General features: G+C 67.7%; 16 protein-coding genes and 1 other RNA gene. 10 read left to right on the top strand and 7 right to left on the bottom strand.

What is annotated here, in order from left to right:
• Nucleotides 1–13: 13 nt before the first annotated feature.
• A complete protein-coding gene (locus tag MFF22_RS12555) occupies nucleotides 14–1,204 on the bottom strand; it encodes a molybdopterin molybdotransferase MoeA (RefSeq protein WP_238249302.1) in 1,191 nt (396 codons plus the stop codon).
• 194 nt (nucleotides 1,205–1,398) lie between these two features.
• On the opposite strand from MFF22_RS12555, the gene MFF22_RS12550 reads away from it, so the two are divergent.
• From MFF22_RS12550 to MFF22_RS12515, 8 genes are all read left to right on the top strand, one after another.
• The gene (locus MFF22_RS12550) at nucleotides 1,399–2,532 is read left to right on the top strand and encodes an aminotransferase class V-fold PLP-dependent enzyme (RefSeq protein WP_238249301.1); all 1,134 of its coding nucleotides are present in this window, start codon (nucleotides 1,399–1,401) and stop codon (nucleotides 2,530–2,532) included.
• Between the two features lie 97 nt (nucleotides 2,533–2,629).
• A non-coding RNA gene (ssrS, locus tag MFF22_RS12545) (6S RNA) lies at nucleotides 2,630–2,786 on the top strand.
• Between the two features lie 4 nt (nucleotides 2,787–2,790).
• Nucleotides 2,791–3,375 carry a 5-formyltetrahydrofolate cyclo-ligase gene (locus MFF22_RS12540; RefSeq protein WP_238249300.1) on the top strand — a complete coding sequence of 195 codons (585 nt, stop codon included), beginning with the start codon at nucleotides 2,791–2,793 and terminating at the stop codon, nucleotides 3,373–3,375.
• Complete coding sequence (locus MFF22_RS12535; RefSeq protein WP_238249299.1) at nucleotides 3,372–4,190, top strand: TIGR00282 family metallophosphoesterase; 819 nt, start codon at nucleotides 3,372–3,374, stop codon at nucleotides 4,188–4,190. The genes MFF22_RS12540 and MFF22_RS12535 overlap by 4 nt, the downstream gene beginning before the upstream one ends.
• Before the next feature lie 107 nt (nucleotides 4,191–4,297).
• Entirely contained in the window at nucleotides 4,298–4,579 is a 282-nt protein-coding gene (locus tag MFF22_RS12530) for a hypothetical protein (RefSeq protein WP_238249298.1), read from the top strand.
• Nucleotides 4,580–4,678: 99 nt separating this feature from the next.
• Entirely contained in the window at nucleotides 4,679–4,879 is a 201-nt protein-coding gene (locus tag MFF22_RS12525) for a hypothetical protein (RefSeq protein ID WP_238249297.1), read from the top strand.
• Nucleotides 4,880–5,093: 214 nt separating this feature from the next.
• Nucleotides 5,094–5,303: a hypothetical protein gene (locus tag MFF22_RS12520; RefSeq protein ID WP_238249296.1), complete on the top strand. Its 210-nt coding sequence runs from the start codon at nucleotides 5,094–5,096 to the stop codon at nucleotides 5,301–5,303.
• 252 nt (nucleotides 5,304–5,555) lie between these two features.
• Nucleotides 5,556–6,188, top strand: coding sequence for a DUF2147 domain-containing protein (locus MFF22_RS12515; RefSeq protein ID WP_238249295.1), 633 nt, complete (start codon nucleotides 5,556–5,558; stop codon nucleotides 6,186–6,188).
• Between the two features lie 142 nt (nucleotides 6,189–6,330).
• On the opposite strand, the gene fabI is transcribed toward MFF22_RS12515, so the two are convergent.
• Entirely contained in the window at nucleotides 6,331–7,155 is an 825-nt protein-coding gene (gene fabI, locus MFF22_RS12510; protein ID WP_238249294.1) for an enoyl-ACP reductase FabI, read from the bottom strand.
• A gap of 116 nt (nucleotides 7,156–7,271) precedes the next feature.
• Complete coding sequence (locus MFF22_RS12505) at nucleotides 7,272–8,201, bottom strand: DnaJ C-terminal domain-containing protein (RefSeq protein WP_238249293.1); 930 nt, start codon at nucleotides 8,199–8,201, stop codon at nucleotides 7,272–7,274.
• Nucleotides 8,202–8,427: 226 nt separating this feature from the next.
• Here MFF22_RS12505 and MFF22_RS12500 point away from each other — a divergent pair, with 226 nt between their 5' ends.
• On the top strand, nucleotides 8,428–8,811 hold the full coding sequence (locus MFF22_RS12500; protein WP_238249292.1) for a VOC family protein: 384 nt from the start codon (nucleotides 8,428–8,430) through the stop codon (nucleotides 8,809–8,811).
• Between the two features lie 52 nt (nucleotides 8,812–8,863).
• On the opposite strand, the gene MFF22_RS12495 is transcribed toward MFF22_RS12500, so the two are convergent.
• Both MFF22_RS12495 and MFF22_RS12490 read right to left on the bottom strand, forming a co-directional pair.
• On the bottom strand, nucleotides 8,864–9,703 hold the full coding sequence (locus MFF22_RS12495) for a Crp/Fnr family transcriptional regulator (protein WP_238249291.1): 840 nt from the start codon (nucleotides 9,701–9,703) through the stop codon (nucleotides 8,864–8,866).
• A gap of 129 nt (nucleotides 9,704–9,832) precedes the next feature.
• Nucleotides 9,833–10,705: a glycoside hydrolase family 25 protein gene (locus MFF22_RS12490; protein WP_238249290.1), complete on the bottom strand. Its 873-nt coding sequence runs from the start codon at nucleotides 10,703–10,705 to the stop codon at nucleotides 9,833–9,835.
• Nucleotides 10,706–10,910: 205 nt separating this feature from the next.
• Between MFF22_RS12490 and MFF22_RS12485 the strand changes: the two genes are divergently transcribed.
• Nucleotides 10,911–11,354 carry a DUF488 domain-containing protein gene (locus MFF22_RS12485; protein WP_238249289.1) on the top strand — a complete coding sequence of 148 codons (444 nt, stop codon included), beginning with the start codon at nucleotides 10,911–10,913 and terminating at the stop codon, nucleotides 11,352–11,354.
• Nucleotides 11,355–11,473: 119 nt separating this feature from the next.
• Here the strand turns inward: MFF22_RS12485 and leuD are convergent, their stop codons facing one another.
• Nucleotides 11,474–12,076, bottom strand: coding sequence for a 3-isopropylmalate dehydratase small subunit (gene leuD, locus MFF22_RS12480; RefSeq protein WP_238249288.1), 603 nt, complete (start codon nucleotides 12,074–12,076; stop codon nucleotides 11,474–11,476).
• A gap of 71 nt (nucleotides 12,077–12,147) precedes the next feature.
• Entirely contained in the window at nucleotides 12,148–12,885 is a 738-nt protein-coding gene (locus MFF22_RS12475; protein ID WP_238249287.1) for a HisA/HisF-related TIM barrel protein, read from the bottom strand.

The raw sequence follows: 12,885 nt of genomic DNA, 5'->3' as shown, positions 1-12,885 counted from the left end.
CGGCAAGGCGCGGTCAGGCGAGGGGGTGAGCCCGGTACGGCAGCAGATCCCCCGGCCGGATCGCCTCGATATCCTCGGCGAGTTCGGCGAGCCCGTCGCTGGCCGAGAGGCTGGAGAGGGCCCCCCCCGGTGCGGGGACCACCTCGGACAGCCCGTCGCCTGAGGGCCGGAGGCACACCCGCAGGTATTCAAGCCGACCCGCCCGCTTGTTGAGGCTGAAGCCGCTGCGAACCAGGGGGAGTGGCGGCTCCTCGGACGCGCCCGACATCTGCCGGAGCACCGGGATCAGGATCGCCAGGGCGGTCACGTAGGCCGCCCCGGGATTGCCGGGCAGGCCGACGAAGGGCGTCCCACCGATATGGCCGAAGGCGAGGGGCCGGCCGGGCTTGATGGCGAGCCGCCACAGGGCGATCTCGCCGTTGGCCCGGACGGCCGAGCGGACGTGATCTTCCTCGCCCACCGAAACACCGCCTGATGTGACGATCAAGTCGTGTTGGGCGGCTGCGGTGGCGAGGCGCTTGCCGAGGTTGGCCGGGTCGTCGCGGAGGATACCCAGGTGATGCGCCTGCGCACCGAACTGGGCGATCAGCGCCGAGAGCATCGGTCCGTTCGCATCGTGGATCCCGGCCGTCGGGAGGCCGTGGCCGATGGCCGTCACCTCGTCACCCGTGGAAAAGAGACCGACCGTGAGCGGCGCACGAACCGGCAGGTCCCGAAGGCCGAGGGAGGCCGCCAGGGCAAGATCGCGGGCACCGATCTTCCGTCCCGCCGGGAGCGCTAGGGCGCCGAGGGCGACGTCCTCCCCCGCCCGACGCCGGTTGGCGCCCAAGGCGATCCCCGGGGGGAGGGTCACCATCCCGGCTGCAACGCGGGCGTCTTCCTGCATCACGACCGTGTCCGCCCCCGCCGGGAGGGGAGCCCCGGTGAAGATCCGCACCGCTGCGGCCCGCGGAATTTCGGAAGCCGCAGCGCCGGCTGCCACGCGCCCGGCCACGGGCAGCACCGTCGGCCCTTGCGCGGCGAGGTCGTCGAAGCGGCAGGCATACCCATCGACCGCAGAGTTATCGAAGGGCGGCAGGGCCATGGGCGCGAGAACGTCCTGCGCCAGGATACGGCCGGGACTGTACGCGAGAGACACCGTCTCGACGCGGGCGAGGACCTGCAATCGCCCGCGTATCAGCGCGAGGGCGTCGGCGATCCGCATCGGGGCGGGCTCGATCGCGGGGGCGTCGCAGCTCCGGGTCATGGCATGCAGACAAAGCGGGGAGGCGAGGGGAGTTCGATACGGCGTCGTGGTGAACGACAATGACGGAGTGGGGCAAGCTCTCCGGTGGATCAAGTCCGCGCCGGGCAAACCAGCCGTTTGGACGGGGACCGGCGTTCCCGTACCCTGGCCTCATGATCGCCGCCTCGCCCCTCGCCTGTCAGCGCCGGCATTTCGAGATCCCCGAAGATGTCAGCTATCTCGACGCCGCCGCGTGGTCTCCCCTGCCACAGGTGGTCCGCGAGGCGGGGGAGGCCGGCATCCGTGCCAAGAGCCGGCCCTGGGCGCATCCGCGCAGCGATTTCGCCCATCAGACGGAACGGGCTCGGACCGCCGCCGCGGCGCTGATCGGCGCCACCGCCGACGACATCGCCATCGTCGGCTCTGTCAGCCATGCGATGGCGACGGTGGCCCTCAACCTCGCACCGCCCCCCGGTGGGCGCATCCTCCGCGTCGCAGATGAGTTCCCCTCGTTGTGCTTCGCCTTCGACCGCCTCGCGGCACAGCGGGAGCTCACGGTGGAGACGGTGGACCGGCCGGGCGACGGTGACTGGACCGCCGCAATCCTCGCCGCGATAGCCCGGCCGGGCGCGCCGCCCCTCGCTGTGGCGACCCTGACGCCGTCCCATTGGACCGACGGCACCGCCATCGATCTCGACCGCATCGCCCCCGCCGTGCGGGCCGTAGGCGCGGTTCTGGTCATCGATGCGACCCAGGCGGTTGGGGCCATGCCGGTGGACGTGTCCCGCTGGAAGCCCGATTTCCTGACCTTTCCCACCTACAAATGGGCGCTGGGCCCCTACGGGCTCGCCTTCCTCTACGCGGCGCCCCACCGGCAGGATGGGCGGCCCTTGGAGGAGAATGTCGGGAATACGCCGCCACCCAAGGGGGCGAGGCGCTACGACCGGGGCGAATTGCGCGATCCCGTCGCCCTGCCCATGGCAGCCGCCGGCCTCGAACTGATCGCGCAATGGGGCGTGGCGGCAATTTCCGATCGCCTCGCCCACCTCACGGAGCATCTGGCTCGGGGATGCGAACGCCTTGGCCTTGAGGTGCCTGCGTGCGCCCTCCGCGTGCCCCATGTTCTCGGTGTGCGGTGTCCCGGCGGCTTGCCCCACGATCTGATCGCGTCGCTCGCCGCGCGGCAGGTCCATGCCAGCGAACGGGCGGGCGCCCTGCGCCTCAGCCCCCATGTCTGGGCGGACGAAGGCGATGTGGACCGCTGCCTCGCGGTTCTTGGAGACCTGCTTACGGAACGGCGCCTTTAGGGGTTTTCCCGGTGGGTCGCGCATGCGGTGGTCTTCGCCACCACCTTTTCTCTCGAGCGCTCTGGCGCCGGACTATGTGCGGGGCTACATAGTGGGAGCGGGGCTGCAGAGTTCGTCAGGAGCACTATCCCCGGGGCCTTATCGACTCCCTCGGGAGCTGTCACTGGCCTCGTCCGTGGACTTGGCCAACACGGCGCCCACCTACTCTGTAGGTTTCCCGGGATCGATCCTCCAACGGCTCACGTGGCTCCGCACCCTATGTCTACCCTTGCCGCGCGCAAGGCCGAGATCCGCCGCACGGCCCTCTCCGCCCGGGACCTGCTCGATCCCGACACGCGTGGGGAGGCTTCGGCTTCCATCGCCCAGGCGCTGCTCGCGATGCCGCAGCTTCGCGCAGCGAAGCTTGTCGCCGGCTACTGGCCGATCCGCAGCGAGGTCGATCCGCGACCGGCGATGACGGAACTAGCGGCAAGCGGCGCGCGGCTCGCTCTCCCCCATGTCACGCCCGACGGCTTGGTGTTCCGCGAATGGACGCCTGGTGCGCCCCTCGTCCGCGGGAATTTCGGCCTGAGCGAGCCCGATCCGGCCCTGCCGGAGGTCGCGCCCGACGCGCTCCTCGTTCCGCTCGCCGCCTTCGACCGCTCCGGGCGGCGCCTCGGCTATGGACGAGGCTACTATGATGGGGCGATCGCTCGCCTGTCCGAAGGCCGTACCCTGTTGACGGTGGGGATTTGCTTCGCCGCCCAGGAAGTGCCTGAAGTGCCGGTGGAGCCCCATGACCGGTCCTTATCCGCGATCGTCACCGAGGCCGGCTCCCTCGCGCTGGAGGATTCCCACGGATGAGATTGCTGTTCCTCGGCGACGTGGTCGGGCGGCCCGGACGGGTTGCGGTGATCGAACAGTTGCCGGGATTGCGCGAAAGATGGCGCCTCGACTGCGTGGTGGTGAACGGTGAGAACGCCGCGGGCGGCTTCGGCATCTCCGAATCGATCTGCGACGAGTTGATCGGCGCCGGGGCGGATGCGGTGACGCTCGGCAATCACAGCTTCGACCAACGGGAGGCGATGGTGTTCATCGCGCGCCAGCCGCGCCTCGTGCGCCCGGCCAACTATCCGCCCGGCACGCCGGGCCGGGGCGCCACCGTCATCGAGACGCGGGACGGGGCACGGGTGCTCGTCGTCAACGTGATGGGCCGTGTGTTCCTCGACCCCATGGACGACCCCTTTGCCGCCGTCGAGCGGGAGATCTCGGCCTGTCCGCTGGGCGCGGCGGCGGACGCCGTCGTCGTCGATGTACATGCCGAGGCGACGAGCGAGAAGCAGGCGATGGGCCACTATCTCGACGGCCGGGTCAGCCTCGTCGTCGGCACCCATACTCACACGCCCACCGCCGACCACCGCATCCTTCCCGGTGGCACGGCCTACATGTCCGACGCGGGGATGTGCGGCGACTACGATTCGGTCATCGGCATGCAGAAGCACGAGCCGATCCGCCGCATGATCCAGAAGACGCCGGGCTCCCGCTGGGAAGTCGCCACCGGCGAGGGCACCCTGTCCGGCCTCGCCGTCGAGATCGGCGGCAACGGGTTGGCCACGAAGGTCGCCGCCGTCCGGCTCGGGCCGAACCTTGAAGAGAGCCGTCCCACCTTCTGGGAGTAGCCTTGCACCGACCGGCCTTGGCATGCGGCGTCATCGGCGTACTATTGCCGCAAGTGCCGAAGCGCACACAGGCGAGCGGCACAGCGGTGCAGGTCTAGGGAGTTCCCATGCTGAACAGCACGGCCCTCATCAAATCCTCGTGGATCGCCGTCGAGGTCGGCCGGGAGCGTGCGGAGCGCGTGCTCGTGGTCGAGACCTACATCGCGGTCAGCCCGCTTGAGCCGAACTTCGACCCGGTCCAGTACGACAAGGTGCTGTCCTGCGTCCGCAGGGTTCTCGCCGTGCACTCGGATATCGACCGCGCCTCGATCCTGAGCATGCATCGCGGCTCCGGTTGTACGGCTCTGTTCCGGGATCCGCCTCAGGACATGGCACGGCCCGCCGCCTGATCTTCCGTAGCCGGCAAAGGCCAAAACCGTTCACACAACGACGAGAGACTGGAACGTAGCCGAGCCGTGGGTCGTTTGATGGCAAAGTTGGAGATTGCCATGAAGCGTACCGCACTCGTTCTGTCCGCCTTCGCCCTGGCCGCCCTGGCGGGCGGAGAGCCGGCCGAGGCCAAGGGCTGCCTGAAGGGCGCCGTGGTCGGCGGTGTGGCCGGCCATATGGCTGGCCATGGGAAGATGGGCGCTGCCGCTGGCTGCGCCGTCGGACACCACAACGCGAACAAGAAGGCCAAGCAGGGCTGAGCATTCGCAGCCGGATCCCGGTAGGGAAATCGGTGATCGTTGGGGTCCGGGGCAGAGACGCACCGGGCCCTTTTTCATGCCGTGCACAAACGTCGCAGCTTTCCCGGAACCCTCCGCGCCAATCCGCATTGACCCATCATTAGAGCTGTTCTAATTAAGAACTAAGGGCGGATGCCGGTTACGGCACCGTCGAGCGTCCTGAAGGAGAATGGGCATGGCCGGTACCGCGAACGCGTCCTGCGAAAGCTGCCGCTTCTACGACGAGCACATGGGCAATGGCGCCTCGCTGAAGGCCGACGAAGGCCTCTGCCGCTTCAACCCGCCGATCAGCCAGCCGGGTCCCGACTCGAAGGGCCTGTGGCCCGTCGTGGCGACCAGCGATTGGTGCGGCCACTTCACCGCCGAGATGACCGCCGCCGAGTAAGAGCGGCCCATACGATCGTTCAGGGGGCCGGTGCATCGCACCGGCCTTTTTTTATTGAGGCGTCGCCTCCCCGCCTGCGTATCCTCCGGCAAGATCTCGTCACTGGCATCCCGGATGGAACACGTGGGTGGGGGAGTGTCATCATCCGGCCAACTTCGCGCGTGAGACGGCTGCCGGCAGCATCGGTGCCGCGTGCCGGCCTTCGGCAGGACCCATCACGGTCCGCGGCTCGCGATGGAGGAGAGTTCAGGGATGATGTTTCGTACGCTCGGTCGCCGCGCCGCGCCTTTCGCGTTGCTTGCCCTCGCCGCCATCGCAGCGCCGGCACGCGCCGCCACGCCGACGGATCCCTCCGGCACCTATCTCACCGAGGATGGGCGCGCCCGCGTTCGCCTGGAACGGTGCGGAGCAGCAAATGACCGCCTGTGCGGCTACGTGGTCTGGCTGAAGGTACCCCTCAACGACAAGGGCGAGCCAAGGACAGACTTCAAGAACCCAGATCCGAAAAAGCAGGCACGTCCATCGCTGGGTCACCAGCTCATCATGGGGCTGAAGCCCAACGACGACGCCCATTACGAGGGCCAGATCTACAATTCCGAGGACGGAAAGTTCTACAAGGTCACGATCTGGACCGACGCGCCGGGCGAACTGACCGTCAAGGGTTGCCTGATCGCCTTCCTCTGCAAGTCGCAGACCTGGACGAAGGTGTCCGACCTCGTCCCCGGCCAGCTCGGCGGACCGACCAACGGGCCGAACGGCCCACGCACGGATCCCGAATACATGGGCAAGCCACCCGCTGCGCCGAAGCCGGGCGCCAAGGCCTCCGGCAAGCCCGCGGCGCCTGCCGCCGGCGCAGCCCCGGCCGCCCCCGCCGCAGACGAATAGGCCGGGCCCCGCGCCGATCCCGGCGCGGGTCGTCCACAGCAAGAAAAAGGGCTGCCCCGTCCCCGGGGCAGCCCTTTTTCGCATCTCGATCGTGCCGGCTTAGCGTCCGTCTTCGCGAGGGATCCTGGCCCAAGAGGCCGGCTTAATCCCGGTCGAGGCTGAGGTCCGGCGCCTCGGGGTTCTTCATGCCCACCACGTGGTAGCCCGCGTCGACGTGGAGGATCTCGCCGGTCATGCCCGCGGCCATGTCGGAGAGGAGGTAGGCCGCCGTCTCGCCCACCTCGCTGATCGTCACGGTCCGGCGGAGCGGCGCGTTGTATTCGTTCCACTTCAGAATGTAGCGGAAGTCGCCGATGCCTGAGGCGGCCAGGGTCTTGATCGGGCCCGCCGAGATCGCGTTGACGCGGATGTTCTTCGGGCCGAGGTCGGCGGCGAGGTAGCGCACCGACGCTTCGAGGGCCGCCTTGGCCACGCCCATCACGTTGTAGTGCGGCATCCACTTCTCGGCGCCGTAATAGGTGAGTGTGAGAAGGGAGCCGCCGGGCCGCAGGATCTTCTCGGCCCGCTGGGCCACCGCGGTGAACGAGTAGCAAGAGATCAGCAGCGACTTGCTGAAATTCTCCTCGCTCGTCTCGATGTAGCGCCCCGTCAGCTCGTCCTTGTCGGAAAAGGCGATGCAGTGGACGACGAAATCGATCCCCTCCGGGAAGAGCCGCCCCGCTTCCTCGAACACCGCGTCGATGGAGGCGGCATCCGTCACGTCGCAATGGCCGATGACGTGGGCGTCGAGTTCCTTGGCCAGCGGCTCCACGCGCTTGCGCAACGCATCGCCCTGATAGGTGAAAGCCAGCTCGGCGCCGTGGGCGCGGGCACTCCGGGCGATCCCCCACGCGATGGAGCGGTTGTTGGCGACCCCGAGGATCACCCCCCGCTTTCCCGCAAGAATCCCGTGCCCGTGTTCCGCCATGTCGCTTCCCGGAGTAACGCGGCGCCGGTAGCGCCGGGGGTTCCTTAGCGGAGGCGCGACGGGGACGAAAGTCCGGCCCGGGGCAACCGGGCCGGATTGACGGTCTTTCGACTTGTTCAGCCGACCCGTGCGGCCCGCCGGGCCCGGGCGAACTCGGCCAGGGCCTCGTCGTCACCCGCCGGCAGCATGATTGCCGTAGTGGCAAGCAGGTCGCCCCGGCTGCCGTCCTTTTTCGGAAGGCCCTTGCCGCGGAGGCGGAAGGTCCGGCCCGAACTCGTCATGGGCGGCATCTTCATCTCGACGGCACCGGTGAGGGTCGGCACCCGGATCGTCCCGCCGAGGATGGCATCGTCGAGCGGCACATCCACGCTCACCCGCAGGTCGGCTCCCTCCACCTTGAAGCGGGGATGGGGCTGGATGCGGATGGTGAGCAGCGCGTCTCCGGGCTCGGAGCGTGGACCGCCAGGATGACCGAGGCCCCGCAGACGGATGGTCTGACCATCGACGACGCCCTTAGGGATCATCACATCGACCTCGCGGCCGGTGGGCAAGTTGAGGCGGAGCTTCTCCTCCCCACCGACCTGCTCCAGGGTGACGATCAGCTCGGCGGCGACGTCCTCGCCCCGGTGCGGCTGGCGGCCGGCGCCGGGCCCGGCTCCCCCGGCGCGGAACGCCTCGCCGAAGATGTGCGAGAAGATGTCCTCGCCCATGCCGCCGGCGGCGCCCCCCATGGGGCCGCGGTTCCGGGCCATCGACTCGAAATCGAAGCCCCGGGCGCCGCCGCCACCGAAGCCTCCGAACCCTTCGAAACCGGCCGCCCGGGGCTTGCCCTCGGCGTCGATCTCGCCCCGGTCGAACTGCTTACGCTTGTCGGCATCGCCGAGGATCTCATAGGCCGAGTTCACTTCCGAGAAGCGGTCCTTGGCCTTCACGTCATTCTTATTGCGGTCGGGGTGAAACTCCTTGGCGAGCTTGCGATAGGCCTTCTTGATATCGGCCTCGCTCGCACCCTTGGGCACGCCCAGCACGTCGTAGGGGTTGCGCATCGGTCGTCTGAAGCTTTCGGCGAAGCGGGGATGCCTCCCATGTGGGAAGCCTGTTGCATCTCTGCAACGATCATAGCACGGAAAGTCCGCGCGAACACGGCTTGCGTCAAGCGGTCCCCACGCGCACCCGCCCGGCTCCCGTATTCTGCCTAGTTCACGGCGGTCTATTGACGGACGGCGAGAGCCGGGACTTGCAAGCCCGGCCTCACGGGGTAAGCCAAATGCCATGACCTATTTGTGCGACCACCTTCATCTGCGCAGCCGAGATGCCGTCGCGGCAGCGGCCTTCTATTCCACGATGTTCGGCGCCCGGGAAACCGGCCGCGTCGGGGAAAACCCGGTGCAGCGGGTGATCCTGGATCTCGGCGGCCTCACGGTCTTCATTGAACAGGCTCCGGCCGACACGCATCCGGCGGCGGCGACCCCCTGTCTCGGGATCGAGCATGTCGGGCTCGCCGTCCCGAATATCGAAGAAGCCCTTGCCGACCTGACAGCACGGGGTGTCACGGTGAAGACGGGCATCACCGAGCGCGGCCCCGGCCTGCGCATCGCCTTTGTCGAGGGACCGGACGGCGCGCTGATCGAGTTGCTCGAACGCCGATCCAGCTAGGCGCAATCCGGGCCGGCGGAACGTCTTACACTAGGGTCAGCGGCCGTCCTCCTTAGCGGCCGGCTTTAGCCATCTCGCTGGCCCTCTTCCCGCCCGGCTCGTCGAATGGCACTTCGACCGCGGCGAACCGCGACAGGCTGTGCGGCTCGATCCGCTCCAGGCCGCCATCGCCGTACACTGCACCCAGAACAGTGGTGTAGTGATCCCGCACGCGGGCATGGCAATCGCAGGATGCGATTTCCATTTTCGCCCTGTCCAGGACTGTGATTCGCCCCCGTCCCACCCGGATTAGGCCCTGATCCTGTAGGATCCGCAGGATCCGCGTCAGGTAAGTGCGCTGCACACCGAGCATCGATGCCAGCAACTCGTGGGTGATCGGCAGGACGGGCGAGCCGATCCGGTCGTGGAGGGTCTGCAGCCAGCGCAGGCAGCGCTGCTCGATGGGATGCAACGCGTTGCAAGCAGAGGATTGGAGCACCTGCGCGAGCAGGCAATCCGAGTACCGGGCGAAGAGGTCGCGGACGTAGGGCGACTGCCGCTTCACATCCTGCAGGGCATACGCGTCGATCCGAAGCATCGGCCCGGCGATCTGGACGATGGCGTGGGTCGAGGCGGGTACGTGGCCCTGGCTGACGATACCGCCGACGGCGCCCTCATGCCCGATGGTCGCCGTCTCTGCACTTCGTCCGTCGCTCGTAGTGATCACCAGAGTCGCGACGGCGTGTTCGCAGGGAAAGGTCACATGGGTCACCGCCGCGCCGGCCTCGAAGATCGTGGCGCCCTTGGCGTAGGTGATCGGCTCAAGATGCGGTTTCAGGAGATCCCGGTCTGCACCGCGAAGAGCTCTGAGCAGGAGGTTGGATTCTAGGCTGACGGCAGGATCGACGGGCATAGGCGCAAAACAAGGGTTGTTCTTCCTATCTCCCTACTCAATCGACGTGCCGCCGTCTGTGCAAGATCAGACCATTGTTCCACAAATTTCAAAATATTTCTGAAAATCGTCAGAAAAGAGACATGGGTCCTATTTATCGGTACAAATGCCTTGTTCCGAAAGGCGTTTATGGTCCCGCGGATCACAGTCCGTCGAGAGGAACGAAGCCCAGTCGGACGGGGTCCCGTAGAACGCGTTGCGGTCGACGTCGCCGCGGACTCCTGGCACCCGCCCCGTCGAGGTGAATTGCCAGAGCATCCAGCGGCGGTTGACGAACCGCTGCTCCGGTTCGGCGGCTGTGGACCGGAGCCAATGGGGATAATCGGGCAGCTCCCCCTCGAGGACGTCCTTGTGGAAGGTGATGTCCGTGTAGATGATCGGGCGCTTGCCGGTGTAGCGCTCCATGTCTTCGAGCATTTCCCGGACCATAGCGAGGGCCTGATCCTTCGGGAGCTTGTGCGGGCAGGTCTGCGAATGGCCGTTCCACTCGACATCCAGAACTGGCGGGAGGGCGGCGGGATCGTTCGGGACGTTCTTCTTGAACCAGGTCATCTGCTCTCGGGCGGAGCGGCACCAGAACACGAAATGGTAGGCCCCGCGGGGAATCCCTGCCGCGGCGGCGCCGTCCCAATTGGCGCGGAAGCGCTCGTCGACATGGTCGCCGCCTTCCGTCGCCTTAATGAACGCGAACTGGGTCCCGGCGGCCCGCACGGACGCCCAATCGACGTTCCCCTGCCACTTGGAGATATCGATCCCCTGGATGGGATGAAGCTTGGCCTTCGCCACGCCGGGGTGGGGCTTGGCATCGCCCTTGGTGGGGTAAAAATCGTTGTTGGACGCGCAGGCGGCGAGGCCGGCGAGGAGGGCGACGGCCACCGCCCGGCGCGACAGGCGCACCGCGGCCGAGAGCGAGCCCGCCAGGGCGCCACCGAAATACGGCGCAGAGACTTGATCCCGCGACATCAGCGCTACCGCCCGTTTCTCAAAAAAAGCGCCAAGGACAGGGGTATTCGATGCCCCCAGTCCGGTTAATGGACCTTTGCAAACATTGCGGCGGAATTCCGGGACGCGTTGCTTCTCAGCGACATCGTCCCCGACCCACGGGCTTGGAGCGCTGCGGCGAAGCGCCTAAGTCCTAGACGGGCAAGCGGAGTTGGATCGGGGCGACGTGGGCAAGACACTGTTTACCATCGGCTACGAAGGCCTCGACCCGGAGCGTCTGACGGCGGCCTTGCGCGCGGCCGACGTCGCGGTGCTGGCGGACGTGCGGGCGGTCGCGAATTCACGCAAGCGCGGCTTCTCGAAAGGCGCGCTGAAGGCGGGGCTGGAGGATGCGGGGCTAGGCTACACCCACCTGCGCGCCCTCGGCACGCCGAAAGCGGGGCGCGAGGCGGCCCGGGCAGACGACGCCGCGCTCCTTCGCAAAATCTACTGCGAGGACGTCCTGGAAAGCGCCGATGGCATCGCCGCCCTCGACGAACTCGTCACCCTGGCGGGTCGTGCGGCGACCTGCCTGTTTTGCTTCGAGCGCGACCCAGCGCGTTGCCACCGCCGCCTTTTGGCCGAGCGTCTGGCACCGCGCGGATTCATGGTCACCGACCTGTTCGGCTAGCGCATCTTCTCTAATTTTCGAATTAGAGAAAAAAAGCGCTAGACCATTGCTTGTGCTGAATTTCCCGTCACTGATTGCTTCGGCGAAAGGTGCTCGAGCGTTTCGCTCCTACGCCGGCCTCAGGCCCATTCCCGCTCGGCGAGCTTCTTCTCGTAGGCGTCAATGGCCTCGCCGCGTTCGAGGGTGGTGCCGATCTCGTCGAGCCCGTTCAGCAGGTTATGCTTGCGGCCCGGCTCGATGTCGAAATGCAGGGTGCCCCCGTCCGGTCCCCGGATGGTCTGCGCCGCAAGATCGACGGTGAGGGTGGCGTTGGCGCCGCGCTCGGCATCCTCGAACAGTTTCTCCAGATCCTCCTGAGCGACCTGGATCGCCAGGATGCCGTTCTTGGCGCAGTTGTTGAAGAAGATGTCGGCGAAACTCGTCGAGATGACGCAGCGGATGCCGAAGTCGGCCAGGGCCCAGGGCGCATGCTCCCGGGACGAACCGCAGCCGAAATTGTCGCCGACCACGAGGATCTTGGACTGCCGATAGGCCGGCTGGTTCAGGACGAAGTCCGGGTTCTCGGTGCCGTCCTCGCGGTAGCGCATCTCCGCGAACAGGCTCTTGCCGAGCCCGGTCCGCTTGATGGTCTTGAGGTACTTGGCGGGAATGATCCTGTCCGTATCGACATTGATCGTCCGCATGGGCGCCGCGACGCCCTCCAGGGTCGTGAACTTGTCCATCGTCTCTTCGAAAGCCGGCGGGGTTTCTGGAATCGCTCCGGTGTAGCAGCCCCGGGCCCGCCCCGGAAGGTTCAGGCGAAACCCCCGGCATGCTCCCGGCGGAGGGTGCCGTCATGGAGGGCGGACGCGACCAGGGCGCCGGCCAGTCCCGCCCGTGCGAGGTCGAGCAGGTCGCCCGGCCCGCGCACCCCCCCGGCCGCATAGACCCGCCGTCCGTCGGCCCGCGCCCGGACGGCGGCGAGGGCGGCAAGATCGGGCCCGGCCCCGGCTCCGACCCGGGCGAGAGTCATGGCGATCACGTCCGGCGGCCAGAGGGAGGGGTCGTCGTGCAGAGGATCGGGCCCGAGGCGCTCGTTGCCCCGGGTGTCGAGGGAAAGGACCGCCTGTCCGCCCAGGCCGGCGACGAGGGCGGTGTCGCGCTGGCTCTCGGTTCCGATCACCGGCCGCCCGAGGCCCGCCGCCAGAAACGCCTCGACGGTGTCCGCCGAGGCAAAGCCGGCATCGACCCAGAGTCCAATTCCTGGGCAGGACGAGGCGATGGCGCGCAGGGCCCCGTGATCGGGCGCGGCACCGTCGATGATCGCGTCGAGGTCGGCGACGTACAGGATTCGCGCCGGCCAAGCCCTGAGCAGCCCGGCGGCCACCGCCGCCGGATCGGATCCCTTTGCCAAGGGGGTCTCGATCGGGGCATAGGAAGCGCGCTCGCCCCGGCGTGCCCGGACCACGCGCCCCCCGCGCAGATCCAGCACCGGAATCACCGCGAAACCGGCCTCGCCGGACGCGCCCCCTGAGATGTCGAAACCCGTCAT

This window comes from Methylobacterium persicinum (assembly GCF_022179525.1).
GTDB classification, from domain to species: Bacteria; Pseudomonadota; Alphaproteobacteria; order Rhizobiales; family Beijerinckiaceae; genus Methylobacterium; species Methylobacterium persicinum.
This window is presented reverse-complemented; position numbering and strand designations above follow the sequence as displayed.

Coding starts and splice junctions, on each gene's coding strand:
- MFF22_RS12535 (WP_238249299.1), top strand. CDS start 3,372: ATGAGATTGCTGTTCCTCGGCGACGTGGTCGGGCGGCCCGGACGGGTT.
- MFF22_RS12490 (WP_238249290.1), bottom strand. CDS start 10,705: ATGTCGCGGGATCAAGTCTCTGCGCCGTATTTCGGTGGCGCCCTGGCG.
- MFF22_RS12500 (WP_238249292.1), top strand. CDS start 8,428: ATGACCTATTTGTGCGACCACCTTCATCTGCGCAGCCGAGATGCCGTC.
- MFF22_RS12520 (WP_238249296.1), top strand. CDS start 5,094: ATGGCCGGTACCGCGAACGCGTCCTGCGAAAGCTGCCGCTTCTACGAC.
- leuD (WP_238249288.1), bottom strand. CDS start 12,076: ATGGACAAGTTCACGACCCTGGAGGGCGTCGCGGCGCCCATGCGGACG.
- MFF22_RS12525 (WP_238249297.1), top strand. CDS start 4,679: ATGAAGCGTACCGCACTCGTTCTGTCCGCCTTCGCCCTGGCCGCCCTG.
- MFF22_RS12505 (WP_238249293.1), bottom strand. CDS start 8,201: ATGCGCAACCCCTACGACGTGCTGGGCGTGCCCAAGGGTGCGAGCGAG.
- MFF22_RS12515 (WP_238249295.1), top strand. CDS start 5,556: ATGATGTTTCGTACGCTCGGTCGCCGCGCCGCGCCTTTCGCGTTGCTT.
- MFF22_RS12550 (WP_238249301.1), top strand. CDS start 1,399: ATGATCGCCGCCTCGCCCCTCGCCTGTCAGCGCCGGCATTTCGAGATC.
- MFF22_RS12540 (WP_238249300.1), top strand. CDS start 2,791: ATGTCTACCCTTGCCGCGCGCAAGGCCGAGATCCGCCGCACGGCCCTC.
- MFF22_RS12495 (WP_238249291.1), bottom strand. CDS start 9,703: ATGCCCGTCGATCCTGCCGTCAGCCTAGAATCCAACCTCCTGCTCAGA.
- MFF22_RS12530 (WP_238249298.1), top strand. CDS start 4,298: ATGCTGAACAGCACGGCCCTCATCAAATCCTCGTGGATCGCCGTCGAG.
- MFF22_RS12475 (WP_238249287.1), bottom strand. CDS start 12,885: ATGACGGGTTTCGACATCTCAGGGGGCGCGTCCGGCGAGGCCGGTTTC.
- fabI (WP_238249294.1), bottom strand. CDS start 7,155: ATGGCGGAACACGGGCACGGGATTCTTGCGGGAAAGCGGGGGGTGATC.
- MFF22_RS12555 (WP_238249302.1), bottom strand. CDS start 1,204: ATGCGGATCGCCGACGCCCTCGCGCTGATACGCGGGCGATTGCAGGTC.